This is a genomic window from Streptomyces humicola, from assembly GCF_024436035.1.
Taxonomy (GTDB): domain Bacteria; phylum Actinomycetota; class Actinomycetes; order Streptomycetales; family Streptomycetaceae; genus Streptantibioticus_B; species Streptantibioticus_B humicola.
Window position 1 is genome coordinate 49,856 of the sequence record NZ_JANFNG010000001.1, and the last position, 26,997, is coordinate 76,852.

General features: G+C 66.1%; 25 protein-coding genes and 4 pseudogenes. 22 read left to right on the forward strand and 7 right to left on the reverse strand.

The features are described from left to right. Positions 1-121 precede the first annotated feature (121 nt). Positions 122-1,208, forward strand: a pseudogene (locus NGB36_RS00240) (PP2C family protein-serine/threonine phosphatase). A 29-nt stretch (positions 1,209-1,237) separates the two neighbouring features. On the opposite strand, the pseudogene NGB36_RS34020 reads toward NGB36_RS00240, so the two are convergent. Then, a pseudogene (locus tag NGB36_RS34020) lies at positions 1,238-1,336 on the reverse strand (IS481 family transposase); the annotation flags it as partial. 457 nt (positions 1,337-1,793) lie between these two features. Between NGB36_RS34020 and NGB36_RS00245 the strand changes: the two are divergent. Next, entirely contained in the window at positions 1,794-2,591 is a 798-nt protein-coding gene (locus tag NGB36_RS00245; protein WP_255917941.1) for an AAA family ATPase, read from the forward strand. A 111-nt stretch (positions 2,592-2,702) separates the two neighbouring features. Here the strand turns inward: NGB36_RS00245 and NGB36_RS00250 are convergent, their stop codons facing one another. Continuing rightward, positions 2,703-3,248, reverse strand: coding sequence for a hypothetical protein (locus tag NGB36_RS00250; protein WP_255917942.1), 546 nt, complete (start codon positions 3,246-3,248; stop codon positions 2,703-2,705). Positions 3,249-3,617: 369 nt separating this feature from the next. On the opposite strand from NGB36_RS00250, the gene NGB36_RS00255 reads away from it, so the two are divergent. Further along, the gene (locus NGB36_RS00255; RefSeq protein WP_255917943.1) at positions 3,618-7,094 is read left to right on the forward strand and encodes a S8 family serine peptidase; all 3,477 of its coding nucleotides are present in this window, start codon (positions 3,618-3,620) and stop codon (positions 7,092-7,094) included. A gap of 322 nt (positions 7,095-7,416) precedes the next feature. Here NGB36_RS00255 and NGB36_RS00265 read toward each other — a convergent pair whose 3' ends face one another. Next, complete coding sequence (locus tag NGB36_RS00265; protein WP_255917944.1) at positions 7,417-8,745, reverse strand: C1 family peptidase; 1,329 nt, start codon at positions 8,743-8,745, stop codon at positions 7,417-7,419. Positions 8,746-8,941: 196 nt separating this feature from the next. Continuing rightward, the gene (locus NGB36_RS00270; RefSeq protein WP_255917945.1) at positions 8,942-9,100 is read right to left on the reverse strand and encodes a hypothetical protein; all 159 of its coding nucleotides are present in this window, start codon (positions 9,098-9,100) and stop codon (positions 8,942-8,944) included. A 165-nt stretch (positions 9,101-9,265) separates the two neighbouring features. Here NGB36_RS00270 and NGB36_RS00275 point away from each other — a divergent pair, with 165 nt between their 5' ends. The 3 genes from NGB36_RS00275 to NGB36_RS00285 all read left to right on the forward strand — a co-directional run bounded on the left by NGB36_RS00275 (position 9,266) and on the right by NGB36_RS00285 (position 11,860). Beyond that, positions 9,266-9,781: a nitroreductase family protein gene (locus NGB36_RS00275; protein ID WP_255917946.1), complete on the forward strand. Its 516-nt coding sequence runs from the start codon at positions 9,266-9,268 to the stop codon at positions 9,779-9,781. Positions 9,782-9,980: 199 nt separating this feature from the next. Then, a complete protein-coding gene (locus NGB36_RS33040) occupies positions 9,981-10,457 on the forward strand; it encodes a carboxymuconolactone decarboxylase family protein (RefSeq protein ID WP_269469671.1) in 477 nt (158 codons plus the stop codon). A 173-nt stretch (positions 10,458-10,630) separates the two neighbouring features. After that, on the forward strand, positions 10,631-11,860 hold the full coding sequence (locus tag NGB36_RS00285; RefSeq protein ID WP_255917947.1) for a bifunctional alpha/beta hydrolase/OsmC family protein: 1,230 nt from the start codon (positions 10,631-10,633) through the stop codon (positions 11,858-11,860). 88 nt (positions 11,861-11,948) lie between these two features. Here the strand turns inward: NGB36_RS00285 and NGB36_RS00290 are convergent, their stop codons facing one another. Then, complete coding sequence (locus tag NGB36_RS00290; protein WP_255917948.1) at positions 11,949-12,857, reverse strand: DMT family transporter; 909 nt, start codon at positions 12,855-12,857, stop codon at positions 11,949-11,951. 303 nt (positions 12,858-13,160) lie between these two features. Then, the gene (locus NGB36_RS00295) at positions 13,161-13,577 is read right to left on the reverse strand and encodes a hypothetical protein (protein ID WP_255917949.1); all 417 of its coding nucleotides are present in this window, start codon (positions 13,575-13,577) and stop codon (positions 13,161-13,163) included. Between the two features lie 567 nt (positions 13,578-14,144). Here NGB36_RS00295 and tkt point away from each other — a divergent pair. From tkt to gnd, 3 genes are read left to right on the forward strand one after another with little or no spacing between them, the layout of a single operon-like run. Then, positions 14,145-16,193, forward strand: coding sequence for a transketolase (tkt, locus tag NGB36_RS00300; RefSeq protein WP_255917950.1), 2,049 nt, complete (start codon positions 14,145-14,147; stop codon positions 16,191-16,193). A gap of 9 nt (positions 16,194-16,202) precedes the next feature. Next, complete coding sequence (locus tag NGB36_RS00305; RefSeq protein WP_255917951.1) at positions 16,203-16,361, forward strand: hypothetical protein; 159 nt, start codon at positions 16,203-16,205, stop codon at positions 16,359-16,361. Between the two features lie 25 nt (positions 16,362-16,386). Beyond that, positions 16,387-17,424 (forward strand): phosphogluconate dehydrogenase (NAD(+)-dependent, decarboxylating), encoded by a 1,038-nt coding sequence (gene gnd, locus NGB36_RS00310; protein WP_255917952.1) that lies wholly within the window; start codon positions 16,387-16,389, stop codon positions 17,422-17,424. Positions 17,425-17,535: 111 nt separating this feature from the next. Here gnd and NGB36_RS00315 read toward each other — a convergent pair. Further along, positions 17,536-17,817 (reverse strand): annotated as a pseudogene (locus tag NGB36_RS00315) (transposase); the annotation flags it as partial. A 383-nt stretch (positions 17,818-18,200) separates the two neighbouring features. Here NGB36_RS00315 and NGB36_RS00320 point away from each other — a divergent pair. The 13 genes and pseudogenes from NGB36_RS00320 to NGB36_RS00380 all read left to right on the forward strand — a co-directional run. Continuing rightward, complete coding sequence (locus tag NGB36_RS00320) at positions 18,201-19,676, forward strand: YHS domain-containing protein (protein WP_255917953.1); 1,476 nt, start codon at positions 18,201-18,203, stop codon at positions 19,674-19,676. 52 nt (positions 19,677-19,728) lie between these two features. Continuing rightward, positions 19,729-19,977, forward strand: coding sequence for a toluene-4-monooxygenase system B family protein (locus tag NGB36_RS00325; RefSeq protein WP_255917954.1), 249 nt, complete (start codon positions 19,729-19,731; stop codon positions 19,975-19,977). After that, positions 19,974-20,327, forward strand: coding sequence for a Rieske (2Fe-2S) protein (locus NGB36_RS00330; protein WP_255917955.1), 354 nt, complete (start codon positions 19,974-19,976; stop codon positions 20,325-20,327). Before NGB36_RS00325 ends, NGB36_RS00330 begins: the two co-directional genes overlap by 4 nt. After that, positions 20,324-20,665, forward strand: coding sequence for an MmoB/DmpM family protein (locus tag NGB36_RS00335; RefSeq protein WP_255917956.1), 342 nt, complete (start codon positions 20,324-20,326; stop codon positions 20,663-20,665). The genes NGB36_RS00330 and NGB36_RS00335 overlap by 4 nt, the downstream gene beginning before the upstream one ends. Then, complete coding sequence (locus NGB36_RS00340) at positions 20,665-21,678, forward strand: ferritin family protein (protein WP_255917957.1); 1,014 nt, start codon at positions 20,665-20,667, stop codon at positions 21,676-21,678. Before NGB36_RS00335 ends, NGB36_RS00340 begins: the two co-directional genes overlap by 1 nt. A gap of 79 nt (positions 21,679-21,757) precedes the next feature. After that, the gene (locus NGB36_RS00345; protein ID WP_255917958.1) at positions 21,758-22,168 is read left to right on the forward strand and encodes an SCP2 sterol-binding domain-containing protein; all 411 of its coding nucleotides are present in this window, start codon (positions 21,758-21,760) and stop codon (positions 22,166-22,168) included. Positions 22,169-22,697: 529 nt separating this feature from the next. Then, the gene (locus NGB36_RS00350) at positions 22,698-23,150 is read left to right on the forward strand and encodes a hypothetical protein (protein WP_255917959.1); all 453 of its coding nucleotides are present in this window, start codon (positions 22,698-22,700) and stop codon (positions 23,148-23,150) included. A 190-nt stretch (positions 23,151-23,340) separates the two neighbouring features. Continuing rightward, entirely contained in the window at positions 23,341-23,949 is a 609-nt protein-coding gene (locus tag NGB36_RS00355) for a hypothetical protein (RefSeq protein ID WP_255917960.1), read from the forward strand. 11 nt (positions 23,950-23,960) lie between these two features. Beyond that, the gene (locus NGB36_RS00360; RefSeq protein ID WP_255917961.1) at positions 23,961-24,497 is read left to right on the forward strand and encodes a hypothetical protein; all 537 of its coding nucleotides are present in this window, start codon (positions 23,961-23,963) and stop codon (positions 24,495-24,497) included. Between the two features lie 98 nt (positions 24,498-24,595). After that, complete coding sequence (locus tag NGB36_RS00365) at positions 24,596-25,117, forward strand: hypothetical protein (RefSeq protein WP_255917962.1); 522 nt, start codon at positions 24,596-24,598, stop codon at positions 25,115-25,117. A gap of 5 nt (positions 25,118-25,122) precedes the next feature. Further along, the gene (locus NGB36_RS00370; protein ID WP_255917963.1) at positions 25,123-25,776 is read left to right on the forward strand and encodes a hypothetical protein; all 654 of its coding nucleotides are present in this window, start codon (positions 25,123-25,125) and stop codon (positions 25,774-25,776) included. A gap of 36 nt (positions 25,777-25,812) precedes the next feature. Continuing rightward, a complete protein-coding gene (locus NGB36_RS00375) occupies positions 25,813-26,340 on the forward strand; it encodes a hypothetical protein (RefSeq protein WP_255917964.1) in 528 nt (175 codons plus the stop codon). A 151-nt stretch (positions 26,341-26,491) separates the two neighbouring features. Then, positions 26,492-26,935 (forward strand): annotated as a pseudogene (locus NGB36_RS00380) (ISAzo13-like element transposase-related protein); the annotation flags it as partial. Positions 26,936-26,997 lie beyond the last annotated feature (62 nt).

Below are 26,997 nucleotides of genomic sequence, written 5' to 3' on the forward strand. Positions count from 1 at the left end.
GAGGCGCGGTGGGGCGGCGTCCTGGCTGGTCGGCGGCGCTGGGACGGTGCAGGGTGGAGACGTGGTGGCCTGGCAACGCGTTGCCGGTCCGCGGCAGCCATGGCAGGGAAGCCGTGCGCTGATGGCGCTGCCCCTCATGCTCATCGTGCTCATCACCGTGGTGGACGTCCATTCTCCCGCAGGCGTCCATCTGGGGCCGGCGCTGGTCATCGCGCCCGCGATCACTGCTTCCTTCGCCGGCCCCCGTCTGACGGGTTTCATCGGAATCCTGGCCCTGGCGGCCCAGGTGCTCATTGCCGTGTTCCATGGCGGCGTGATCACCACCAACCACATGGTGCAGATCGCCACCCTCGCCGTCCTCTCGGTCTTGATCGTGTCCTTCTGTGCGGTGCGCGAGCGGCGCGGACGGGAGCTGGCTCAGGTCCGGTCGGTGGCCGAGGCCGCGCAGCACGTCCTGTTGTGGCCGCTCCCGGAGAAGATTGGTCCGCTGCGGATCGCCTGCCTGTACCTGGCCGCCGAGGACGAGGCCCAGATCGGTGGCGACCTGTACGCCGCCAGCCGCACCGAGACCGGCGTCCGCGTGATGATCGGCGACGTGCGGGGGCAAGGGCCTGTCCGCCATCGGAGAGGCCGCCCTCCTGCTCGGATCCTTCCGCGAGGCCGCCCACCAGCACACGACCCTGCCCGCACTGGCCGCCGCCCTGGAACAAAGCGTTACCCGCTACCTGGCCGACTTCGAGCCGGCCGACGAGGCAGGGGAACGCTTCGCCACCACTTTGCTGCTGGAAATCCCCGACGACGGCCACATCACATCGATGACCAGCTGCGGCCACCCCCCGCCCCTGCTGCTCAGCCCCGGCAACGCCGTGCACCCCGCACCCCCGCTCGGCATCGGCGGCACAGGCCCGGAGGACTACGGTCTCGATGTGGTCTCCTTCGAGCCCGGAGACACCCTCCTGCTCTACACCGACGGTGTCGTCGAAGCCCGCGACGCCGACGGCGGCTTCTACCCGTTCACGGAGCGGGCCGCACAGTGGACCGACCACAGCCCCGAGGCACTTCTCCACCACCTCCGCCGCGATCTCCTCTCTCACGTCGGAGGACGCCTCGGCGACGACGCCGCACTCATCGCGCTCCACCGCACGCCGACCGTCCACCGGGACCGCCACCACGGAAAGATCACCCACGGGCTCCGCCACCGCCCCTGAGCTCCGCCACCGCCCCTGAACCTTGTCGGTCTGATGACTTCCACCTGGAACGGCAGGCGTTGGACGACGTAGTCGAGGAACTGGATAGCGGTGGCCTGGTTCAGCGTCGGGTAGATGCGGGCAGCACGCGCAGCCTTGTGCGACATGGCGTATGACCGCCCGGCGCCGCTTGGCCTCACGATCAAGCGGTGGTTCTTCGACATGGGTGATCTCCGTAGTGGCCGGAGACCCAGGCGCACGCGACCATGAACGCACCCCCGCCTACGCCGAACCCACCTCGCCTGGAGCGTCGTCACCTTCATGCTCCGACGCCTTGTCCGCACCAGCGTTCCAGCGGCCTGCTCGCCGCGTGAGCGGCGGGTTCAACGCGACCCTTCCCGAAGCCGCAGAACTCAGTCGGCGCAGTCCGGCCCGGGACCACTCTCCACCCAACCTGTCGGCGAGGACCTGTAGCGTGACCGCAGATGCCGCCTTTTCGCCTCACGGCCAGGACGTTCGGGAGCCCCACGTGGCCAAAGACGACGAACTTTCGCCACCAAGCAGGCACCAGGCCACGGTCCTGCATGCAAGCGTGGGGTGTGCCTCATGACCCCCGCTTACGGCACTTACGGCAGGTTCATCCAGCAGATCCGGCTGGCCTCCGGTGTCGACCACAGCCGGTACCCGTTCAGCCTTCCCGCTGTGAGGCAACTTGCCTGTTCAGGCGCACTCGCCCTGGCGCCGGGGGTCACGTTCCTCGTGGGTGAGAACGGCGCAGGCAAATCGACGCTGATCGAGGCGATCGCGGTGGCCGCAGGGTTCAATCCCGAGGGTGGTAGCCGGAACTTCCGGTTCGCCACCCGAGCCACCGAGTCCGTGCTGGGTGACCACCTGATCCTGACCCGGGGGATCCGCAAACCTCGTACCGACTTCTTCCTGCGCGCGGAGTCCTACTACAACGTGGCCAGTGAGATCGAACGACTCCATCGAGCCGGAGGCCCGCCACTGCTACGGGCCTACGGTGGCGTGTCCCCGCACGAGCGCTCCCACGGGCAGTCGTTTCTCGATCTGGCCACCCACCGCTTCGGACCCGAGGGACTGTACCTGCTGGACGAGCCGGAGGCCGCCCTGTCAGTCCAAAGTTGCCTCGCCCTGCTCTCCCGCATGCACGAACTGGTCGAACAAGGCAGCCAGTTTCTCGTCGCCACGCACTCGCCGATTCTCCTCGCTCTCCCCGGCGCGACGATCATGGAGATCTCCGACGAAGGCACGCTGGAGCAGGTCGACTTCGACCAGGCCCTCCCAGTGCGCCTGACACGCGAGTTCCTCGGAGCACCGGGCCGGTTCCTGAATAATCTTCTAGGGACCGGCGAGATCAACGGTACTCAAGGCAGTTGGCACTGAAGCAGGTATTGGAGAGCGCCCTCAGGCCCGCATTCTGCTGACCCGGCTCCATACCGAACACCCCGAAATCGCGCTGGTCCGGGGCGGACAACGCCTATGGCGGTGAGGAGTTCACCACCTGGGGCCGGTGGGCGTTGTGGTGCAGCTCGAACTGGCGGAGGGCGTGGCGCAGGTGGCGCTCGTTCCAGATGAGGGTGCGGTCCAGGAGTTCGTGGCGGCAGGTCTGGACCTAGCGCTCCCGTGCACCCTGCGGTAGCCCCACGATGGGTTCTCCCGGACCAGGTGCGGGATCAGGATGCGGATCGAGCGAACGGCGGACGGGCGGCCTGGCCCCTTCGGTCGGCAGGTGCGGGCGTGGCGCTGCTTGATCAGGTCGCGGTGCCATCGCAGCACGGTGTCGGGTTGGACCAGGAACCGGAGCCGGCGCAGAACCTGGCCCGGCAGCGGCACCAGCGGAGCGGCGAGGAAGGCCCGGCCTTCCGAGGCGGACTTCGCCCGGTCCGTATCGAGCTGCCGCTCAAGGGCCATGATCTGGTGGCGCATGGCGAGAATCTCCGCGTCCTTGACGCGGTCGCTCGTCGGTAGCAGCCGCAGCGCGGCGAACGCGCTGGTGACGGTCAGGTAGGCGAGCGGCGAGACGAAGCAACGAGTGCTCATCCTGCCGCAGCGCCGAACAAGCCCCTGAGCTGTATGGATGACATTCTCGGCAGGCGCACTGTGCTCGCGGGCGGGCAACTCTCAAGTCGCATCACGATAGCCCGGCGCTCCGGCGAAGGGCGCATCTCGGGGCCTGAGTTGATCTGCACGGAATCGTGAACCGGCCGGAAGGCAGGGTTCCAGCGAAGGCGAATGCTCCAATTGCCCCAGCTCGCGCACGCTGTTGTCCTGGCCCTCTTGTCTGGGTGCCGTCAAATGCGCTGGAATGCGTGAGCTTGTCGGGACGGGTGTTCCAAAAGCACACACGCGTCCAAGACCGGCATGCGCCCCTGCATGCCCCCTGACGTCTTACCAGACGAGAGGATGTCAATGTTCGGCTGGAGAAAATCCCAGCTCGTTGGTGTCACACTCACCGCCGCGTCCCTCGCCCTGGCCTTCGGGACCACGGCGAACGGCGCCCCGCTGCCTTCAGTGCCCAATGCCCAGGCGGTCGCGGACAGCAGAGCACCGGCACCGGTGATCGTGATTTTGAAGGACCAGATACCGGGCGTCCCCGCCGACGCCGCGCATCTGAAGGAGCGAGCGCAGAAGACCGCAGCGGCGCAGGCCCCGCTGCTGGCCAAGGTCAAAGCGGAGGGCGGCACCCGGATCAAGACCTTCGTGGTCGGCAACGCCTTCTCCGCGACGGTGAGTCCGGCGCTGCGGGCCGCGCTGCAGGCCGACCCGGCGGTGGCCTCCGTCGTGCCCGACGAGTCGGTGTCGGTCACCCCGACCAGCGGCACCGACACCACACAGGGGACCGCGAGCGCCGCAACGGCCCACGCGGCGGCAGCGCCCAAGGCGCACCGCACCTCCGGTAACGAGCTGCCCACCAACACGATTTGCCCGAGCAACCCGGCCAAGCCCCTGCTGGAGCCCGAGGCGCTCTACTCGACGCACGTCGAAGGCACCCCCGGATCGCCGGGCGCCCACGCCATCGCCACCGGCAAGGGCGTCAAGGTCGCCTACATAGCCGACGGCCTGGACCCCAACGACCCGGACTTCATCCGCCCCGACGGCTCGCACGCGGTCATCGACCACCAGGACTTCTCCGGTGACGGTTGGGACGCGCCGAGCGGTGCGGCGGAAGCCTTCGGCGACGCCTCGGCGATGGTCGCGCAGGGCACCCAGACCTACGACCTGTCGAAGTTCGTCAACCCCACGCACCCGCTGCCCGTCGGCTGCAACATCCGGATCGAGGGCGTGGCGCCCGGTGCCTCCCTGGTGGCCCTCAAGGCCGGCGGCACCCTCTTCCCCAACTCGGCGATCCTGCAGTCCATCGACTACGCCGTCTCGGTGGCTCACGTCAACGTGCTCAACGAGTCGTTCGGCAGCAACGTCACCCCGGACAGCGGCGCGCACGACACCATCTCGCTCTTCAACGACGAGGCGGTCGCCGCGGGTGTGACGGTGACGGTCTCCAGTGGGGACGCCGGAGTCAACAGCACCGTCGGCACTCCGTCGACCGACCCCAACGTGATCTCGGTGGGCGCCTCGACGGACAACGAGTCGTATCTGCAGACCGGTTACGCGGCCGCTCAGTTCTCCAACGGCACCTGGGCGGACAACAGGATCTCGGCGCTCTCCTCCGGCGGCTTCACGCAGGCGGGGCGCACCGTGGACCTGGTCGCCCCGGGTGAGGCGGACTGGGCGCTCTGTTCGCCCAAGATCACCGAGTTCACCGAGTGCACCAACTACAACGGCAGCGGCAGCCCGATCCAGCCGTTCGGCGGGACCAGCCAGGCCGCGCCGCTGACGGCCGGTGCGGCTGCCCTGGTGATCCAGGCGTACCGGGACGGCCACCACGGCCAGTCCCCGACCCCCGCGCTGGTCAAACAGTTCCTCACCGGCACTGCCCAGGACCTCGGCCTGCCGGCCCAGGAGCAGGGCGCGGGTCTGCTGAACGTGCGCGGCGCCGTCGAAGCCGCCCGCGGCTACCAGAGCCCGGCGGGCGCGCAGGCGAGCAGCACGGTCGCAGTCACCACCGGTCAGGTGGACATCACCGGCCGCCCCGGCTCGTTGCACACCGCGAACGTCACCGTGGTCAACACCGGCCACACCGCGCAGACGGTGACGGGCGCCACGCGCACCTTTGCCCCGCAGTCCAACGCGCAGCAGACGGTGGCGCTCAACTCCACCACCGACCCGCAGTTCCCGTACGCCACCAACGGCGCGCCTTGGGTGCATCACGATGTGAAGTTCACCGTCCCGCCGGGGGCCGACCGGCTCTCCGCGTCGATCGCCTGGCAGGGCAAGGCACAGCCGTCGGGGTCGTCCACGGTGACCCCGGTGGTCCGGATGACCCTGCTTGATCCGTCCGGCCGGCTGGAGACCAACACCCGGCCGCAGGGCGCCGCGGTCTCGCCGAACTTCGGCGTGGTCGACGTCCCGCACCCGGTCGCCGGCCAGTGGACCGCGATCCTCTACACCCCGGCCGGCAGCAACGGCTTCACCGGTCCGGTGCTGCTGGACACCGCCACCCAGCGCGCGGTGCAGGACGGCTTGGTGAGCCCGCAGGTGACCACCTTGGCCCCGGGCCGGAGCGCCACCCTGCACGTTCACCTCACCACCCCGGCGACCAGCGGTGACGCCGCCGAGTCGATCACCGTGGCGAGCTCAGGCGGCCACACCACCAGCGTTCCGGTCATCCTGCGCAGCCTCGTCGACCTCTCCGGGAAGAGCGGTGCCTTCAGCGGTGTCATCACCGGTGGCAACGCCCGCGACGCCTCGCCCGCGCAGCAGTTCACCTACGCGTTCGATGTGCCGGCCGGCCACCGCGACCTGCGGGCCGGGGTGGACCTCAGCGACTCCAACGTGGTGGTGCAGGCCGCGCTGATCAGCCCCAACGGCACCCCGATCGACATCGAGAGCAACGGGCTCTTCAACGCCGCTGGCGCCCTGACCGGCACCGGGCGTGGCGTGTCGGTCACCACCGTCAACCCGGCTGCCGGTCGCTGGCGCCTCGTGCTGGTGGTGGTCAACCCGGTGAGCGGCGCCGAGCTCAGCTCCCCGTTCCAGGGCACCATCGGCTTGGACCAGGACCAGGCGACCGTGCCCGGCCTGCCGAACAGCGCGGCCACCAAGCTCCCGGCCGGCAAGCCGACCACGCTCAACGTCTCTTACACCAACAACACCGCGGCCACTCAGCTGGTGCAGGCCGACGGCCGGCTCGCCACATACGTGGACCTGCCGTTGGTGCCGCAGGGCACCTCGGCCACCGTCACCCTGCCGCTCAGCGTGACCTCGGTGACCCCGGGCTTCCTCGTACCGCCGGGCACCGACAAGTTCACCGCCGTGGCATCCTCCTCGACCTCCGCGCAGCTGGAGATGAGCGGCGTGGCCGGATCGCCCGACCTGTTCGGTGACCTCACCTCCGCGCAGGCCGGCTCCACGATCTCGGTGGTCAAGGACGAGGGCAGCACCTCGCAGCCGATCGTGCCGGGCTTCTGGGGCAGCTACGTGCAGCAGATCGGCCCGTTCCCGGCCGCGGGCGCGCCAGCCGGCACCTCCACGCTCACCGCGAGCGCCCACACCCTGGCGTTCGACCCGGCGCTGACCTCCAGCACCAACGACCCCTTCGCCGCCGCGTGGAATGCCTCGGCACCGGCGGTCGCGCCGCTCGCCGTCAAGCCCGACGCCATGGGCACCCTGCGGATCACCATCACCCCGCAGGGCCCGAAGGGCAGCATCGTGCACGGCGTGCTGTACCTGGTGTCCGACCCGGAGGGCGTACTCACCGCCAACAACCAGTTCGGCACCACCGGTTCGGTGCTGGCGGCGATTCCGTACAGCTACACCGTGAGCTGACATCTGTCAGTGAACAGGCCGAGGCTGCCCCGCACCGGGGCGGCCTCGGCTGCTTATGGTCTGCCGCTCGAAAATACGAAGCGCTGGCACGCCACGACCTGCGTGCCGAAGCGTCGCTGGGCGCCCGCCCACCGTAGCCTCGATCCGCGCCCCGGTGCTGTGCCTGGCCCGGGAGAACAACCCGTGGGGATATCGCCGGATCCATGGTGAGCTCGCGGCGCTGGGGATCAATCACCCGGATCGCGAGTGGGGATGAGGCCCATGCCTTGGAGTGTCAGGGAGCTCGCGGGCCCGCGAGGTGCGGGCCGCCTGCCCGACATCCTCAGTCGGCGAGGGCGCCCATGGGGTCCCAGGCGGGGAGGACGATCGGCGGTTGGTCGAGGGCGGCAGCCAGCTCCGGCGGCAGCGCGGAGCGCCGGACCGCGATCTCGAAGACATGCTCACCGAACCACGAGTCGTTCATGGTCCAGAAGCCCTTGTCGGCCTTCTCCTCACCCCAGCTGTTCTCCACCCGCCAGCGGCGCGGGCTCCCGTCCACCACGTCGACGCCGGTGAACAGCATCGCGTGAGTCATCTGCGTGTCGTGGTGCAGCAGCCGGGCGGCCTTGTCCATGGTGAAAGGGGCGTCGTAGACGGCCGCGTAGTCGAAGAGCCCGGCGTCCCAGACACCGACGTCCGCGCGCATCATCTTGGCCACGTCGCAGCCGAACCACACCGGCTCTCCGCCGACGATCGCGTCCATGGCCAGCCGCTTCAGCAGCTCCATCTGCGCGTTGAGATAGACCACCGGCGGGGCGTCCACGATATTGCCCAGATACTCGACGGTGAAGGTGCGGCCCACCGGGCTCGACTCACGCGGATCGTGCACCAGGCAGACGTACTCGTCCAGCGGCAGCTGCACATACGAGGCGGCGAACTCTGCCGGGGTGAGCCAGCCGTCGCGGTGGAACTCCCTGTCCTTGTCCTCCCACTGCCACAGGAAACGCTGCGGAGGCGTGCCGAGGTGGATGCTGAGCACCCGGTGGACGGCGGCCAGCACCTCCCGCTTGCGCTCCCGCTGCGCTTCGACTCCCTCGGTGGCCTGCTCGCGCAGGTCGCGGGCGCCCTGGCGGAGCAGAGTTTGCAGGGCCCGGTTCATCGCCCGGGTCGCGGAGGAGCTGTCGGTCTCCGGCATGGCCGACTTGGGTACCAGGCCGTGCTTGGCGACCAACGCCACGAACATGTTCCACTGCCCGCCGTCACCGATGGGGTCCGCCAGCAGGTGCGCCACCGTGCGGTCGTCCACATCCCGGTCTGAGGTCTCGATGACCGCCTCGAAGAAGTGGTTCGCCCGTTCGAACTTGTCCCACCAGAGCAGGTAGTTCTGGGAGAACTCGAAGTCCTTCACGCCCAGCTTCCGCGCGGCGCCGACCCGGAGCAGGTTGAGCCCGGCGAACATCCAGCAGCGCCCACTCTGCTTCTGGTTGGTGACCTTCCAGTCGTCCAGGTGGTGGGAGACCGAGTGGTCGATGCCGGTGAGGACCCGCCGGTCCAGGGCGACATCGTCCACCGGTGTCTGAGTGACGGCGTTCTGCATCAGCTGGTTCACCGGCCGGGCGGCGAACTCCTTCTCGAAGAGCTTGAGCTGATCCGAGGTCAAACTGCGATCCATGGCCTGACGAGAGTCATCGTTTCCGAAGGTCACAGCGGTCTGCCTCCAGTTCCCAGTGGTTCTCGAGCAGTCATCGAGAGGGGCGCGGCCCTCACCGTCGCACGGCCGTTCAGCCGGAGTCAACGGAGTACCGAAGGTGAGCCGCCACCGCCGAGAAGTGCCGCTCGCCCACCGACTGGACGGGCAGCACGGGTGCTCAGCCGTAGGGGAAGCGGGCCGGGTCGGGGGCTGGGTGGCGCGGGCGTTCGCCGGCGGAGAGAGCGGCGGCGTACACGCCGGAGGCGGGGACGATCTTGAAGCCTTGCCGGAGAATCCCGTGGGACGCCCTCTTCGCCGCCCGGATCAACCTCAACATCCACGCCATCCGCGCCACCGCCGAGAGCCGACCGATCGTCGACCCCGGCTCGAGCGCCTGACTGAGAGACCCTGCACACGGCGCCGCCGCCGGGCGCGGGACCGGCGTCGCACGCTCGGAGCAGCGGAAGAGCGCGACTCGTCGAATGGGGGAATGGTGAGACCTATGGAGACATGGGATGCAATCACCTCGCGGCGCAACGTACGGGACTTCACCGACCGTCCGATCCCCGACGAGGACCTCAGACGAATCCTGGAAGCCGGGCGCCGCGCGCCCTCCTCGCGGAACTGGCAGCCGTGGGACTTCGTGGTCGTGACCGAGCACGCCCAGCTCGCCGAACTGTCGAAGGTGTGGCGGGGCGCGGGATACGTGGCAGGCTCGGCGGCGACGATCGCGCTCGTCGTCGGCGTCTACGACGGCGCCGACGAGCGGGAACGCGCCCAGTACGATCTGGGGCAGGCCACCATGGCGATCATGGTGACGGCAGCGGACCTCGGTGTCGGGAGCGGCCATGCGGCGGTCGCCGACCAGGACCTCGCACGCCAGGTCCTCGGCCTGCCCGCCGACCGGGAGTGCGCCTACCTGATCGCGCTGGGCTACCCGGCCGAACGACCGCTGAGCCCCCTGCAGCGTCCGGACCGTCGCCCGTTCGACGAGGTGGTCCACTGGGGCCGCTGGTAGGAGCGGGCCGCGCCCGTACCGCCCGCACGGGGACCGGCATCGCTGCACGGACTGCGCGGGATGGGATCTATGCGTTGGAGCGTCCGCGGGGATGCCGACGGGGGCTGAGGGACGTCAGCCCGTAAACCTGTGAGGCACGCTTGTCCGAGGAGGCGATTGGGACTCTGGCAGCCTGGTGCGGCTGCGTACGGGCGCCAACATGGCCGCTACATTGCGATATGGCTCGCTACTTAGAGTAGCGACATGCTGGCTCGCCCTGTCCAAGGCCCTGGGCGACGGCATCATCCCTGCACCCGTCCGCGAGCGGCTCTCCCTCGCCACCGCGGAGTCCAACGGCTGCGAGTACTGCCTGTCCGCCCACACCTTCCTCGCAGCCAAGATCGCCAAGCTCGACACCGAGGAGATCGAGCGCGCCCGCCACGCCGACTCCTCCGACCCCCACACCGCGGCGCGGCTCGCCCTTTCCGACGCCATCGCGCGCGGCCACGGCACCACCGACGAGATCACCCTCAAGAGCGCCCGGGCCGCCGGGGTCACCGACGCCGAGATCGCCGAAGTCGTCGGCAACCTCGCCCTGAACATCCTCACCAACTACTTCAACAACCTCGCCGACACCGACACCGACACCGACACCGACAACGAATACCCGCCGGTCCGCCCACACGCCCACAGCTGATACCGCCGCATTGTGGCTGCCCAACGCCACAACTCCGAGGTGCGAGCGAGAGGAGGAGCCGGTCCGCCGCTCACGAAATCGGTGGGCGGCGGGCCATTGGTAACGGGATCGAGAAAATGATGCACTGTTGAAATGTGGTGCGTCCGCGTTGAGATGGTTCGAGGGAGCTGATGATGCCGAGCGAGAAACTCACGTTCGTCGGATCGCAGGGTGCGCCGTTGGCCGGCCGGCTGGACCTGCCCGAGTCGGAACCAGGCGCCTACGCCCTGTTCGCGCACTGCTTCACGTGCAACAAGGACGTTGTGGCCGCGTCAAGGATCTCCCGGGCACTGGCCGGGCTCGGGATCGCGGTTCTGCGATTCGACTTCACAGGACTCGGCGAATCCGGCGGGGATTTCGGCAACACGGATTTCAGCTCCAACATCGACGATCTGGTGTGCGCGGCCGACTACCTTCGAAAGCACTTCGCTGCACCGACCCTTCTTGTCGGACACTCGCTCGGTGGCGCGGCCGTGATCGCTGCTGCGCACCGCGTCCCAGAGGTGCGGGCCGTGGCGACCATCGGTGCCCCTGCCGACGCGGGGCATGTGCTTCGCCTGCTGGGCCGCGGCCAGGCCGACTTCGAGCAGCGGGGTGAGGCCGAGGTGATCCTTGCCGGACGCTCCTTCCGCATCCGCCGGCAGTTTCTCGACGACGTCGCCGCGCAACCGCAGGCCGAGCGCATCGCCGATCTCGATGCGGCGCTGCTGGTACTGCACTCACCGAACGACGAGATCGTTGACGTGGACAACGCACGGCGCATCTTCGACGCCGCCCATCACCCCAAGTCCTACATCTCTCTCGACGGTGCCGACCACCTGCTCGGCAAACGCTCCGACGCACAGTTCGCGGCGACCGTACTCGCCGCCTGGGCCGCCCGCTATGCCATCGATCCGGCGGCCAGCCACCCGCAGCCTCAGCCGGAGCACACGCCGGCCGAGGGCTGCGTCGAGGTCGCCGAGAACAGCAACTCCCCGTTCGGGCAGCGCATCACGGCCGGTCGTCACGTCCTGGCCGCGGACGAACCCCGGCCGATCGGAGCCGGCAGCGGACCCGGTCCGTATGACCTGTTGTTGGCCGCACTCGGTGCCTGCACATCGATGACGGTTCGAATGTACGCCCAGCGCAAGCAGTGGCCGTTGGAGAAAGTGACGGTACGGCTGAGCCATTCACGTATTCATGCGCAGGACTGCGCCGACTGCGAGACGCGGACCGGAACACTGGATCGGGTCGAGCGCACGATCCACTTCGCCGGCAGCCTCGACGACGATCAGCGTCGGCACTTGCTTGAGATCGCGGATAAATGCCCTGTGCACCGCACGCTGTGCTCCGAGGTGCAGATAGAGACCACCGAGGCGTCCTGAGAGCATGCCGCGAGAAGCAGCCACCCGAGTAGCGAGGACACCTCTCGGATGCCGCCGAGGTACACCGCTCACGCTCGTCGGCCCCCAGTCAGGAGTCTGCGGCGGTCCTGGCGGCAGGCTGCCGCTGTCGCGGGTGGGCCACCACGGACTGGGCGAGCGGCTGGCTGGTGAGCAGCACCGCTCCACACAGCACGACCGCCGCGCCCAGCACCTCCGGCAGAAGCCACCATCCGCCGCGCACGTGCTCTCCGTAAAGCGTGACGCCCAGGGAGAGGCTCACCAATGCGTCCCCCAGGGTCAGGGCTGGCTGCGAAGCGGTGATGGGTCCTGACTGAACGGCGTTCTCCAGGAGGAACAGCGCGCTGACGCCTACCACGGCGAAGGCGTAGGTCTGCCAGGCGAGGAAGAACCCCGAGATGCCGCCGACCTGCCAGGCGTATGTGGCCTCCTTGATCAGAGCCGCGGTGAGGGCATACCCGATGGCCGACGCCGCCCCGAAGCCCGACGCCCGCACTGCGCCGGCTGGCCGGCGCAGTGCGACAGCCACGAGGGCGACGATGGCGGCGCAGCAACAGATCAAAACCAGCACCCACGGGCCCAGGCGCGGATGGCCGGTCCCGGGCGACGGCGCGGCTGCGGCCAGCCCCCCGCCCAGCCCGACCACGATGCACACCACCCCCGCCCAGCACCGGTGGGACAGCCGACGACCCAGCACCACACCGCCGATCAACAACGCGAACGGCAGCTCCAGCACGAAAATCGGCTGCACCACCGACAGCGCTCCCAACGACAACGCGACGGCTTGGAAGACGGCAGCTCCGATCACCCCTGCCATGCCGCCCAGCCAGACACGGCGGTGCAGCAGCGTGACGGCGAGTCCCAGTCGCAGATGCTCCGAGACCGGTACCGTGCGTGCCGCACGCCGCTGCAGCACCGTTGCCAGCGCGTTGCTAGCCGCCGCCAGCAACGCGAACACGATCGAAAGCGCACCCTCCACCGAGCGCCTCCCTGTTCATCGATGGGCTGGCCGTGTAATCCCGGGCGGCTGACATGTCAACGACCACTCCGTTGCCATCCCATCCACTGAGGAGAGGAGCCGCCTGCGCGCCATGGTGAGCCGATGATGGGTCAGAGGTACGGCCTTGATACATGTGGTGGTCAATTACATAGCGCGGTCAATCGACGAAGTCTTCTCCGTGCCCAGGCTTATGCGGCCTACCGGGCCCGGCAGGAAAGTGCGCATCGGAACCCGCCGCCGTGATGGGCACCGTCTGATGACTCGGTGATGCTAGGAGACGGATCACAGGTCCGGGAAAGGCTCGGCCAGCGATGCCAGCACATGGTCGGCCTTCGTGGCGCGCAGCTCCGGAACCGTGTAGTGACCGGTGGCCACCCCGATCGCGGTCGCGTTCGACGCGAGCGCTGCCTCGACCAGCACGCGATATTCCATCGAGGACCAGATGTCCTCCGACAGGTGACACAGGTACGCGGTGTACAAACGGCCCAGCTCGTCGCAGCTGGGCTCGCGGCCAAGTACTGCGCGGAACGTTTCCCGTCCGACCTGTGGATCGGTCTCTCCGGCTGAAGAGTGCTCTCCGATGTCGGCTGCCACACCATACAGGCGGTCGAATGCCCAGGCCCAGCTGCGCGCCCCTGAGCCCCCGGTGTGGACGAGGGTTTTGTCAATATCAAACAAAACCGCGATCGGACCCGACATCTTACCTTCTCCTCTGAATCACCGCCGGGCTGCCTGGACGGGCAGCGGTCTTCTCGCCAGCCAACGACACCACCTCCTGCTAGCCGCTATACGGGCACCGCGGACCCTTCGCCGATGAACAGCACCATGACGTGCCGGTGCAGCGTCCATTCTGCTGCCAATTCGCCCATGAGGCGCGGCGACACAGGCGGCGCCCGGCTCACCTTCGTTGCAGGCCTCGACCGTCGTCTTCGGCGTGCCGGCCGTGTTGCGCTCCAACGCGCTGACCACCGGGCGCAACGCCCTACGCGGCTCGCCCGGACGCCGCCCCGGGGCCCCACCTGATAGAAGCCGGGCTGGGGCCGGGCGAAATGTTGAGGGGGCGTATCGGCGGACCTAGGCTGGTGGGAGTGGGTCAGCGAGACGCCCCGCACTCGGCCAAGCAGCATCCTTCCTGGACAGGCGGTCCTGCCGGAACCGGTGACCTGCCTCATCGCGGCCGTGGCTCTACTTCGGCTTCTCGGTCAGGCTCGTCGACGCAGTGCACAAGCGTAGACATTCCTCGCGAGCATGGAGGGCGGCTAGCCGATGACCGATCTGGACACGCTGTCGGTGAACACGATTCGCGGGCTGTGTATGGACGCGATCCAGAAGGCCCAGTCTGGGCACCCGGGGACTCCGATGGGGATGGCACCCGTTGCCTACACGCTGTGGCAGCGTTTTCTGCGTTTCGATCCTGCCGATCCGATCTGGCCGAACCGCGACCGGTTCGTGCTTTCGGAGGGTCATGCCTCCGCCCTGCTGTGGTCGCTGTTGCACCTGACCGGCGTCCGCGCGGTCGATCCCGACTACGAGGTGCTGGGTCGCCCGTCGGTCGCACTTGATGACCTGAAGTCGTTCCGGCAGCTGAATTCCCGCTGTCCTGGCCACCCTGAGTACCGGTGGACGAGCGGTGTCGAGACGACCACCGGTCCGCTCGGACAGGGGGTGGCCACCTCGGTCGGCATGGCCATCGCCGGCCAGTGGCTGGCGGCGCGGTACAACCGTGACGACTTCACGCTCTTCGATTTCGACGTGTATGCGCTCGCCGGGGACGGCTGCATGATGGAGGGCATCTCCTCGGAGGCCGCTTCGCTCGCCGGACACTTGCAGCTGTCCAACCTGTGCTGGATCTACGACTCCAACCGCATCAGCATCGAGGGCTACACCGACATCACCTTCACCGAGGATGTCGCCGCCCGCTTCCTGGCCTACGGCTGGAACGTGACTGTCGTCGCCGATGCCAACGACCTCGATCAGATCAGCCGCGCCTTCCACACCTTCCGGGCCGAAACCGAGCGTCCGACCCTGGTCCTGGTCCACAGCCACATCGGCTACGGCTCGCCGGTCGAGGACTCACCGAAAGCACACGGGGCTCCGTTCGGGATCGAGGGGGTCAAAGCGACCAAGCGCTTCCTTGGGATGCCGCCGGACGCCGAGTTCTACATCCCCGATGGCATCTACGACTGGTTCGCACGGGGGATCGGGGCGAGGGGCGCCGAGCTGCGCAGTGGCTGGGAGAAGCAGTTCGTCGACTACCGCGGATTGCACCCCGATTGCGCCGACGAGTTGGAGCGGATCCAGCGCCGGGAGCTGCCCGAGGGCTGGGAGCAGGCGCTGCCTACCTTCCCGCCCGACCCGAAGGGTCTGGCGAGCCGCGATTCATCGGGTCAGGTGCTTCAGGCCGTTGCCAAGGCGGTGCCGTGGGTGCTCGGTGGATCCGCCGACCTGGCACCGTCGACCAAGACGCGGCTCGCCTTCGACGGAGCGGGTGATTTCCAGCCCGGCGAACGGTCCGGGCGCAACTTGCACTTCGGAGTCCGTGAGCACGCGGCGGCGGCCGTCGTGAACGGTATGGCGCTGACGAAGCTGCGGCCGTACTGGTCCGGGTTCCTGATCTTCTCCGACTACGCCAAGGGAGCCATACGCCTCTCCGCGCTGATGGAGATCCCGACCGTGCACATTTTCACCCATGACTCCATCGGGGTCGGTGAGGACGGACCCACCCACCAGCCCGTCGAGCAGCTCGCGGGGCTGCGTGCGACGCCCGGGCTACTCGTCTTCCGTCCTGCCGACGCGAACGAGGTGGTGGAGACCTGGCGGGTGGTCACTGCCCTACGCCGGGAGCCGGCGGCGCTGGTCCTCTCCCGCCAGGCCCTTCCCACCTTCGACCGCAGTCGGCTCGGGGCGGCCAGCGGGGTTGCGCGGGGTGCCTATGTGCTGGCCGATGCGCCCTCGGGCGAGCCGCAGGTGATCCTGCTCGCCACCGGCTCGGAGGTGTCGTTGGCCATGGCCGCGCATGAGGAGCTCACATCCGAGGGCATCGCGTCTCGGGTGGTGAGCATGCCGTGCTGGGAACTGTTCGACCGCCAACCGCGGGAGTACCGCGACCAGGTGCTGCCACCCGCGGTGACAGCCAGGGTCGCTGTCGAGGAGGCGTCCACGCTCGGCTGGGACCGGTACGTCGGCGACGGTGGTGCCATCGTCGGCATGCACACCTTCGGCGCCTCCGCGCCCCTCAAACAGCTGCTCAACAAGTTCGGCTTCACTCCCGAGCGCCTCGCCCAGGCAGCACGTGAGCTGGTGTCACAGGGCTAGGAGACAGACGTGAAAGCGACTCAATCCCTGCACGAACTGCAGAGCCTGTGGTTGGACAACATCACCCGCGGCATGCTCGACTCCGGGCAGCTCCAGCACTCCAGCTTCCTCGGACAAGTCCATGGAGGCGCGTCATCCCGTCGTGAGCCATCAAGCCGGATCAATTGACGACACGTGCTAGAGGAGAGCAGCCATGGCAACCGACACCCCCATGCAGCTCGGCGTGATCGGGCTCGGACGGATGGGCGCGAACATCGTCCGCAGACTCATGCGGGACGGCCATCACTGTGTGGTGTACGACCTGAACGAGACCGCCGTGAAAGAACTGGAGGGCGAGGGCGGCGTCGGTGCCAGTTCGCTCGAGGACTTCGTGGCCAAGCTGGAGCGGCCCCGCGCTGCCTGGCTCATGCTGCCTGCCGCCGTCGTACAGCGGACCCTCGACCAGCTGGTCGAACTGCTCGATCCGGACGATGCGGTCATCGACGGAGGCAACTCCTACTACCGGGACGACATCACCCGCTCCAAGCAGCTTGCTCCTCGCCGGATCCACTACCTGGACTGCGGGACCTCAGGCGGTGTCTGGGGACTGGAACGCGGCTACTGTCTCATGATCGGCGGAGAGCCCGAATCCGTTGCCCGACTCGACCCGATCTTCCGCACCATCGCGCCGGGTGCCGGCTCCGCGGAACCGACACCGAGCAGGACGCGGACCGACGGGACAGCGCCCGACGGATATCTGCACTGCGGACCGAGCGGTGCCGGTCACTTCGTGAAGATGGTCCACAACGGGATCGAGTACGGGATGATGGCCGCGATCGCCGAGGGACTGAGCATCATCAAGAACGCCGACGCCGGACTGCGCGACCGCACCGCCGACGCCGAGACCGCCCCGCTGCGCGAGCCGGAGGCCTACCAGTACCGGATCGACGTCGGCGAAGTCGCCGAGGTATGGCGCCGCGGCTCGGTCGTGGGGTCGTGGCTCGTCGACCTGACCGCCGACGCCCTCGCCCGATCGCCGCGGCTGGAGGAGTTCACCGGCCGCGTCTCGGACTCCGGCGAAGGCCGCTGGACGGTCCTCGCGGCAGTCGACGAAGGCGTACCCGCCGCCGTGATCACCACGGCGCTCACCGAGCGATTCGAATCCCGGGGCCTCGGCGAGTACGCCGACAGGGTCCTGTCCGCCATGCGCAGCGAATTCGGCGGCCACGCCGAGAAGAGGAGCCAGCCCTGACGCGTCCGGACGATCACGTGATCGCACTCTTCGGAGCCACCGGCGACCTCGCCAAACGCAAATTGATCCCAGGGAAAGCACCATCTCGTCGACACCGCACAGGCGCCGCTATCGCCTGCGCATGATCTGCGGCTCGAAGCTGCCCTCGCGATCGCGTGGCACGTCGACCTCGACCGGGCCGACCTCAGTGATGACGGTCTTCGACCGTGTTCCATCGCGTGAGTTCCCCGATCCAGCCCCGGGCTTGTCGCGCTTCTCGTAGCCAAGATGGCCGGTGCTCTCGCCCTCGAGGGCAGACTCCAGAACCCTTTTCGTCAGCTGTTGCAGCGGCCCACACCCGCCGGTCAGCTTGATGTCTTGGGCACGAGCACAGTCGACCAACTGTCCGGTCAACTCAACTGCTCGTCCAACGCGTCCGGCTTCTGCTCGATCCGCTGGACTTCCTCAACCGCCTCGGCAGATGCGATCACATCGCTCATCAGGTGTTCTTCCTTGATCGGGAGTTACACCGATGACCGTACAGTCTCCGGTTGACGAGCGGACTGTGGAGGATCTCTGAATGAACTGGGGGAGTTGTGTCGGTGGCCGATTGGCGACGATGCCGCCGCGGCCTCTTGACCTGCATAGCCGGGTGATCGACTTCCTTTGCATCGTACTTGTCGCCGCGGGCGCGTTCCACGATGAGGAACGGCCAACGGAGTGCGGCCTCGTGGGGGCAGACAATGCATTAACCCTCCTGACAGGCCAGGGACGGCAACACAGCAAAGGAGCGGGAAATGGCACTTCAGCGAGACGACTGGCTCGACGTAGCACGCAAGGTGGACTGGGAGTTCCGCTACGTCGATGAGCGCGAGGTGTATCCGGAGGTTGTCAGCGGTTCTCCGTGGTTGTCCCACGAGTCGTGGAAGAACTGGGAGGAGGCGTACCGGAACACCTACCGCGAGTATGTTCAAAACCAGCTCGTCAAGGACGACTCCGTATTCGCGGTCCGGGACGCGCTCGGCAAGGCTAAGATCACGGAGCGGTTGGACCCTGCGTGGGTGCAGCTGGCAAAGTTCCATAACGGAGCGATTGCCCTCGGGGAATACGCTGCATGTCTGGGCGAGCTGCGAATGGCGCGCTTCGGCAGGGATGGCGCGTGGCGGACGATGGCGAACCTGGGTGCGCTCGACGAGATCCGGCACACGCAGATTCCGCTGATGATCGGTCAGGACCTGCTGAAGTTCGACTCCAGGTTCGACTGGACGCATAAGGCGTACCACACCAACGAGTGGGCGATGATCGCTGCCCGTCACCTGTTCGACGACATGTTCACCGCTGCGAATGCGTTGGACACCGCGATTCAGCTCACGTTCGTCTTCGAGACCGGGTTTACGAACCTGCAGTTCATCGCTATGGCGGCGATGGCAGACGGTGCGGACGACCATGTGTTCGAGAAGATGCTGGCGAGCATCCAGACCGATGAGTCACGGCATGCTCAGCAGGGTCATCCTGTGCTGCGGACGCTGATCGAGAATGGCGGCAAGGAATACGGACAGTACCTGCTGGACAAGATGTGGTGGCGGTCGTGGCGGATTTTCCTCGCGCTCACCGGCACATCGATGGACTACCTGACTCCGGTTCATGCCCGTCGGCAGTCCTTCAAGGAGTTCATGGAGGAGTGGATCAACGACCAGTTCCTCAAGAACCTTGAGGAGTTCGGTCTGGAGAAGCCATGGTTCTGGGACCAGTTCGTGGAGGAGTTGGATCACGCCCATCACAGCTTCCAGCTCGGTTTGTACACCTACCGGCAGACTCTGTGGTTCGACGAGCCGGTGCCCAGCCCGGAAGAGCGGGCTTGGCTGGAGGAGAAGTACCCGGGCTGGACTGAGACGTACGGCTCCATCTGGGACAACATCGAGAAGATGTGGGATGAGCGCGGCGAACTGGGAACGCTGCCGTACTCGTTGCCGTCGCTGTGTAACCTGTGCCAGCTCCCGACGGCGTTCCGGGGGCCTGGCAAGAACACGGCATGCACTCTCGAGCACAACGGTCGGAAGTACCTTTTCTGCTCCGAGCCGTGCCGGTGGATCTTCCAGCAGCAGCCGGAACGTTTCGCGGAGCATCAGTCGGTCATCGACCGGATTTTCAAGGGCGACTGCCCCACGGACATCTACGCGGTACTGGACTGGATGGGCGTGGAGCAGCACGGAAAGGACCTCCACAACGGGGAACACCCGTGGCGGCAGAAGCGCGCGGCGGTGTCGGCGTGAGCATGTACTGGGATTTCCTGCTACCTGCTGAGCAAGAGCTGAAGGAGACGACGTGATTATCCCGCTGTACGGCTTCTTCGAAGGGGACTTTCTGGGTCTTGTGTTGATCGCGATGCCGGATCAGCCGGTCTCCACGCTGGCTGAGCAGCTTTCTGGTTGGGTGCTCGACCTGCGGGTGGATCGCACGGGTGGTGCGCTTGAGGTCCTGAACGAGGCCGGAGAGATTCTCGATCAGAGCAAGTCGATCGAAGAGGCGGGCCTAGGTTACGGCGACATGTTCCATGTGAGGCAGGCGGCGTGAGCACTCAAGTCAGCAGCACGTGGGTTCAGGTGACGACGCTGGATGAACTCTGGGAGGGCGAGATGCTCCCGGTCAGTGTCGATGAGACCGACGTGCTGGTCGTGAACGCCGGGGGGACAGTTGTCGCTTTCGAGGACAGCTGCCCCCACGTGGGCACCGCATTGTCCACGGGCACGTTCGACGGCAAAGAGATCATGTGCCCTTCGCATGAGTGGACCTTCACGGCGACCACGGGGAAGGGCATTAATCCGGCGGCTGCGTGTCTTCGTCGTTATGCGGTTCGGATCGAGGGCGAGGCCGTGTATATCAACCTGCACGACGTCCTGCAAGAGGAGAAGGGAATGGCATGACGGAAAACGCTGACGAGCGCCGGACACTCAGTCAGGTTATCGAGCGCGGCGTCGGACCGGTGCTGCAGTCGACACCGCTGGGCAAGGCGATCATCGCGGCCATCGAGGAAGAGAACGAAGAGGTCTTCGTCGAGGACGCCGGCGCCTACTTCCGGGTGTTCGTGCCGGACGAGTGTCGGGTGACCCGTGAGGCGATCGAAGGCAACTACGGCCGCAAGATCCGGTTTCCTGGCGATCTAGAGGTGATCATGTCCTCATTTGCCGGAGTCCTGTCTATGAGTCAGGACCGGGCTGTCTGGTCGCTTCCGCCACGGCACCTTTCCTCTTCAGGAGCGTGATGACAATGACCGAACGGAGCGAGAAGAAGCTCAAGACATACTCGATGCTCCAGACTGGTCGGAGGTTGCCGTCCAACTACGAGCTCGTGAGTTCGCGGCTGCACTACCACTACCCGCACAACTTCGAGCTCAGCAACGAGAACCCGGTCAGCAAGTGGTACTACCAGTACCGCGAGTCGTCGCCGTTGCAGGCCCATGACTGGGAGGCTTTCGCTGATCCCCGTAGCACGACCTACCGGGGTTACAACGAGCTGCAGAACGACAAAGAGACCGTTGTCGACGGGCTCCTGCGAGAGATCGACGAGAGCAACTACGACGACGAATTGGCAGCCGAGTGGGTTACCTTCCTGCATCGCTGGTATGGTGCGTGGCGCTTTCCGGTGCACGGGCTGGAGATGATCAGTGCCTACGTCGGGCAGATGGCTCCGGTGTCTCGTATCACGAACGCTGGTGCGTTCCAGTCTGCTGACGAGATGCGCCGGATCCAGCGAATCGCTTACCGTTCAGCGCAGCTGAATGCGCGTAGGGGAGGCTGTGAACCTGGCGAGCAGAAGGCGTTCTGGGAGGATGGCGAGCCGTTCCAGGCGGTGCGGGAGCTCATCGAACGGGCGCTGATCGCGTATGACTGGGGCGAGGCGTTCACCGTGCTGAACCTGGTCATCAAGCCACATCTCGATAGGTTGCTGAACGAGGAACTGGCAGGGGTGCTGGCTGCGACAAACGGCGACACCATGTTGCGTGAGATTCACTTCTCCCTCAACGAGGACGCGCTGTGGCATCGGGAATGGTCCCGCGAACTCGCGCGTGTCGCCATCGCTGACACTCCAGTGAATGCTGACCGGTTTGCTGCCTGGGTCGACGAGTGGCGACCGAGGGCTGTCGCGGCAGTCGAGAGCTATGTGTCGGTCTTCGAGCAGGCGCCGGTTCGGGTGGATGCGAATGGGGTGTTCGCGCGGATCACGGCGGCTGCCGAGGAGGACGTGAAGGCGGCTCTCGCGACGCCGGTCGGCTGAGCGGCGGAGTGTGGGCTGGAGGGTGAGCTCACGTCCGTAGATGTAACTCGAAACAATCTCAAGGAGAACGGAGAGAATTATGGCTGGAGAGCTGAAGTTCTTCTCGCCCGAATGGTGTGCTGCCGCGATTGAAGTGTGCAACGCGAGTGAGCGTATGTACCAGGGTTTCAAGGACCCGAAGAACTTCACACACAGGATGGAGTTCGGGTGTACGGACCGGGACCTGCCTACGCATGTGGAGTGGAGGGAAGGCCAGGTCGTGGCCTGGGGTCCTGCGCAGTACGAAGAGTCGGACCTGTGGCTGAAGATTCACGCGGACATCGACACATGGCGTGATGTGGCCGAGGGCAAGATCGAGGGTGGGAAGGCCCTGATGGCCGGCCGGATCAAGTTCGTCAAGGGACCGATGTCGGCGGCGATCGAGAATGGCGGGGCGTTCAACGGCTTCCTCGCGGCCTGGGGTGATGTCCCGACCGACTGGGACGTCTGAGCAGGAGTTCTGCACGAATAGGTGTGGGAATTGATGGAAGGCGGGTCGGTGTGCTGGTAGCTGGGGTGTTCATGTCGGCCGTGCTCGCAACTGGAGTCGGTGTGGCGGCTTGGCTTGACACTCGTCCACGTGCACAGACCCCGGGTGTTGATTCTGCAGCCGGATGCACCCCGGTCCGCCTTCCGTTCCCCAAGGGTCGACGGGCTGCACGTTGGTGACGATACTGCTGTGATCCTTCGTCCCAGTGCACGCCTTGCCGGGAACCTGGCAGCGGCAGGCCGATGCATTCCTGGAGGATCTGCAGATTTCACCCCGGGTGACGAACTGGCATCGGAAATATTCCGAGGGCGGTACGTGTCCTGCTGGCGGTGCTGCTCGGACTGGTTGCGTTTGAGTATGGCTGGTGTAGTCGTAGCGGCGGATGCGAGGCGGTCTTCTCCTACTCCAACTCGGTGTCCACCCCTTGAATGGGGCGAGGACGCCAGGTCGGATATCCCTAATGGCGCAGGATTCTTTTGAGGTGTCAACGATGAAAGCAGCAACGAAGAAGGACTATGGAGTCTCCCTCTACGACGGGGACCTTTCGAACGGTCTCGCCAATATTTTGGCAACGCTGCTGGCACAAAACTTCGAGAATTTCCCGGAGCGGGTGAAGATAGCTCGGCGCATGCCGCGGCCAGTGGCTGTTTACAGCACGGATACCGACAGCACTGCAACGATCGTGTTCGGTGCAGAGGAGGCCGTCATTTACAACGATCTGGTCGGCCGTCCCAGTGTGCTGGTGAAGGCCACCGTCGACCAGATTCTCGATGTCTCTCAGCTCAAAATGGTCGGTTCCGGTCTTGTCCCGGTCGGTTTCTTCACCAGGCGTGGTGTTCGTGTACTTGGTGAGATTGCCAAGCACCGGCTCGTCGTCAAGGGTCTGCTCACCCACACGGTGATGTCGCTGCAGCTTATCGCCCTGTTGTCCATCGCTGAATGAGAGAAGGCCGGAGGAGAAACGCCACAATTGCGAGGTGGCTTGCGAGGTGGCGGGGTACGCGGTTGCCGGCCGGACGAGAAGTATTTTATGCAGCAGTGTGTGGTGGAGCGCTGACAGCATGCGCTCAGTGCCTCGGGGTCGTGGCCGTCGATTGGTAAGGGCCTATAGTGCACGCGCGAAAGGACGCGATGTGAGTAGTCATGCGAAAGCCCAGTCCCTGTACAGCCGAACAGATGTGACGTTGCCGTTGCGGGTGAAGAGGGCGGGCCCGGTAACGCGGGTTCTTCAGGTAGTGGTCATCCTCGCCCTGATCCCGGTGGGCGCGTTCTATCTGTATCCCCGGATATATAATCTTGTGGCCACGCCGTATCGATTGGACAAGGCGGTGGTCTATGCAAACCGCTACAACCCTGGACTCTTCAAGATCGTGAACGAGGAACAGGTGACTTTGCAGGCATTCGGCGCTCTCGATCAGATGAACGCAGCCATCGCGAGGGTCCAGGGTGTCGATTCCCAGGTCGCGGACCAGCTGAGGACCTTGGTGGGGCAGATCAGGGGTGATCTGCAGGCGACCTTGAATTCGGCGGACGGGGACGTGAGCGGTCTTGTCAGCAGCCTCAACGCGTTGGACGCACGGTTGGAGGGACTCAATCCTCCCGTGGACGGAGCAACCAGCGCTGTGGCACGAGATCGGGCAACGCTTGCCGGGATCCTCGACGAGGCACGGGCTACCGCCGCGAAGGTGCATACCGCCCGGGAAGAAGCGGACGGCTCCGCTCAGAATGTTTCTGGGCATTAACTCGTAGGGAGATGACCGTGTTTTTCGGACGTGCACACGGCCCGGCCCGCATGATTTTGGCCATTGCCGCTGTTGGTGTACTTGGTCTACTCAGTTTCGTCGTGTTCAACCTGAACCACCGTCTGGACAACCAGCAACGCGCGAACTTGCAGACCTTGGCGGCATCGAAAGCGATCGTCGAAGTCAACGACAAGGTGACCGAACGCCTGGCCCAACTCACCGCACTCACAGGTACGGCGCGTCAGGCGGTGAGGCAAACCCAAGGGCTGGAACCGCTGTTGGAGCAGCTGAAGACGGCTGTCCAGCCCGCCGCGGCAGCGGTTTCCACCGGTAGCTCCGGCGCGCAGACCAGCAACCGTCAGCTCACAACGATCCAGAACGTACTCAACGAGGTACGCGACAAGGTCGTTCCCTTGGTCGATTCGGCGGGCAAGTTCGGCGACCAGGGAAAACAGCTCGTGTCGATCGTACAGGGACTCGTGTCCGACCTGCAGGGCGCTGTGGCCGACGCGAAGACGATTAACCAGTCACTGCCACTGCCCAGCTGACGGATCGATTTCCACCGCCGCGGGAACTGACACACAAGAGGTGAACCGTGAACAGGCGCACGGATATCCCAGACTCGGTGCTACGAAGCTCAAGCACCGTGGCTATCACCACCGAGTGGATGGGGAAGATTGCCGCCATCATCGCCATAGCACTTTTCTTCCTGGTGATGACGGCTATCCACAAGGGCCTGCTCGTGCAAAGCAGCGCACGATCGATTGTTCAGAACTTCCACACCACCAACAATTTTTTCGCCACCCGGGCGGACTTCAATGACCCGGCACTGGCAAAGCAGGAACTGCAAACGCTGGCCGGAGTGCTGACTCAACTCAATGGCACCACGGTGCAGGATGTGAATGACCTCGCAGCGACTCTGCCGAACGTCGCCCGTCTGCTGGATGCGGGCAAGGGCGATGTGGACATCGCCAAACAGATGCAGGGTGTGGCCGGCACGCTGCAGGGTTCGGCCAGCAGCTTGCACCGGATCGCCGGGGGTGCCGAGGGCAGCGTCTCCACCGTCAACAATTCGCTGGCCGCGGCTATCAACCTGGTCGGTCAACTCAACGCGCAGCTTGCCATTACTGAACAGAAACTGTCAGTACTGCCCGCGACAGGGAGGTAGAACCCGTGCTTACCAAGAAGGTCTGGTTCGCGACAGTGGCCACCCTGGGAGGCGGGGCGTGCATTGTCATCGGAATGCTCAACCGATTTGTTCCCCACCTGCAGGACCTCTCCGACCCGCTCGGTAGGCCCTCCGCACTGAGTCTTCAGGTCATCCACTCGGCCAGCCAGTTCGACAGCATCACCTCGGTGCTGGTACCCAAGCACCACGACTTGGGCCAGCGCATCCAGGTACTGCACACCGTCGCCGACGACCTGGACGGGCTGGTGAACAAGGCCGGCGGCCTGGTGCCTTCGGCGCAGGCGGTCAACGGCGATACCACCACCGTTCAGGGTGTTGCCACGCCGCTGCCGCCGCTGATCAACAAGGTGACCGGGCGGGCTCAACAGGCCACTCCGCAGGTGAATGCGCTCGGTAACGCGGTCTCTTCGGTGACGACACAACTGAACGCGGTTGACGTCAACATGACGGCCATTGCCACGGACCTCGGCGCGCTCGGTCCGCGTGCGCAGGAGATCGTCGCGATACTTCAGGAGATCGAAGCGGAGTCAGAACGCATCCGGCCTGTCGCTCCGCTGCTGCCGGTGCTCAGCACGGTGACCAACATCACCTCCAGCAACGGCCAACCGATCCTTGGACTGCTCGGCCCGCTGACGTGACCCGGACAACAACAGCCGTACAAGGGAGGCAGCTTTATGTTCCGGCTCTCCTGGGCCATTACCCTTATCTTCTCGCTCGGCATGCTGACGGGAATCCTGGTTGTCACACGGGACCTTGCCGAGACCAACGCCATCTTCAAAGACGGCGTCGTTCAAGCGGAGAAGGTCAACTCCACCACCGATACAGCGTTGGGTGCGACCGGCCAGCTGCCGCCCGCAGACAAGGCGATCGGCCAGGGACTGCCGCAGGTGGTCGATGTTCTCGGTTCGCTGAGCAAGGCGCAAACCACGCTCGGCACGCTGGGCAACCAGCTCGGTAATCTCGGCACCGTGCTCACCCGAGCGGATCCGCCGCTGGTGGGAATTATTGGTGCCGCACAGCAGTCAACCAATCAGGCCAATGCGGCCGCCGCTCCTGCCGCGTCGATCGTGCGGCTGCTCGCCCAGGCGGATCAGCGAGTACAGGCCCTGGCCCCGCTTTTGGACCAGACCGCGGCACGTGCCCGGAACATCAACTCCAAGCTCCACGTGTTGATGCTGCTGCCGGGCTCCGGAGGCGGCTGACTACGAACCGTCCTCCACTCTCGCTTGGAGAGTGGAGGACGAGTGGATGTTGCTGCGGATGAGGCTGGACTCGCAGTCCAAATGATCATTTCAAAATGAGATCGGCGTGGCGGTTGCGTAGGTGTACTCGTATCGAGCACCCTCACGCGGCGGCGGAGCCCGCCCCGTCGCAAACCCAGCCAGCTGTTCGCCAACCGCGCCTACACACGGGGATGCGCGAACTGGAAGGCGGTGGGGAATCGCTCGGCCGGGTGCGCAAGCCGGGTGGCCGGTCGTAAGCGGTCTCGGAGCGGGATGGGGGACTGCGAGCTCCACTGCTGGCCCTGGTCGAGCCCGACGAACGCGGGGACCGGATGTCGCCGCTGCGCTGGACGGTGAAGTCGATCCGACAGCTGGCTGTCGAGCTTTCCGGTCATGGCCACCGCGTCGGCCGCGACACCGATCGTGACCTACTGCGCGCTGAGGGCTTCAGCAGGCCAACGCCAAGGCTCTGGAGGGCAGGTAGCACCTGGCCCGCGACGCGCAGTTCCGCTACCTCATCGAGCAGGCCCGCGAGCGCCGCGATACCGGGAAGTCGGTCATCGGTACGGACACAGCCGCCGAAGCGGAGGAGATCATCCGGCGCTGAGGGAGCAGGTAGTCCATCGAACAGGCGAT

Bases quoted from the DNA above. Each gene is read 5' to 3' on its own strand.
- NGB36_RS00245 (WP_255917941.1), top strand. From the start codon at position 1,794: ATGACCCCCGCTTACGGCACTTACGGCAGGTTCATCCAGCAGATCCGG.
- NGB36_RS00250 (WP_255917942.1), bottom strand. From the start codon at position 3,248: ATGAGCACTCGTTGCTTCGTCTCGCCGCTCGCCTACCTGACCGTCACC.
- NGB36_RS00255 (WP_255917943.1), top strand. From the start codon at position 3,618: ATGTTCGGCTGGAGAAAATCCCAGCTCGTTGGTGTCACACTCACCGCC.
- NGB36_RS00265 (WP_255917944.1), bottom strand. From the start codon at position 8,745: ATGGATCGCAGTTTGACCTCGGATCAGCTCAAGCTCTTCGAGAAGGAG.
- NGB36_RS00270 (WP_255917945.1), bottom strand. From the start codon at position 9,100: ATGTTGAGGTTGATCCGGGCGGCGAAGAGGGCGTCCCACGGGATTCTC.
- NGB36_RS00275 (WP_255917946.1), top strand. From the start codon at position 9,266: ATGGAGACATGGGATGCAATCACCTCGCGGCGCAACGTACGGGACTTC.
- NGB36_RS33040 (WP_269469671.1), top strand. From the start codon at position 9,981: ATGGCCGCTACATTGCGATATGGCTCGCTACTTAGAGTAGCGACATGC.
- NGB36_RS00285 (WP_255917947.1), top strand. From the start codon at position 10,631: ATGCCGAGCGAGAAACTCACGTTCGTCGGATCGCAGGGTGCGCCGTTG.
- NGB36_RS00295 (WP_255917949.1), bottom strand. From the start codon at position 13,577: ATGTCGGGTCCGATCGCGGTTTTGTTTGATATTGACAAAACCCTCGTC.
- tkt (WP_255917950.1), top strand. From the start codon at position 14,145: ATGACCGATCTGGACACGCTGTCGGTGAACACGATTCGCGGGCTGTGT.
- gnd (WP_255917952.1), top strand. From the start codon at position 16,387: ATGGCAACCGACACCCCCATGCAGCTCGGCGTGATCGGGCTCGGACGG.
- NGB36_RS00320 (WP_255917953.1), top strand. From the start codon at position 18,201: ATGGCACTTCAGCGAGACGACTGGCTCGACGTAGCACGCAAGGTGGAC.
- NGB36_RS00335 (WP_255917956.1), top strand. From the start codon at position 20,324: ATGACGGAAAACGCTGACGAGCGCCGGACACTCAGTCAGGTTATCGAG.
- NGB36_RS00340 (WP_255917957.1), top strand. From the start codon at position 20,665: ATGACAATGACCGAACGGAGCGAGAAGAAGCTCAAGACATACTCGATG.
- NGB36_RS00345 (WP_255917958.1), top strand. From the start codon at position 21,758: ATGGCTGGAGAGCTGAAGTTCTTCTCGCCCGAATGGTGTGCTGCCGCG.
- NGB36_RS00350 (WP_255917959.1), top strand. From the start codon at position 22,698: ATGAAAGCAGCAACGAAGAAGGACTATGGAGTCTCCCTCTACGACGGG.
- NGB36_RS00360 (WP_255917961.1), top strand. From the start codon at position 23,961: ATGACCGTGTTTTTCGGACGTGCACACGGCCCGGCCCGCATGATTTTG.
- NGB36_RS00375 (WP_255917964.1), top strand. From the start codon at position 25,813: ATGTTCCGGCTCTCCTGGGCCATTACCCTTATCTTCTCGCTCGGCATG.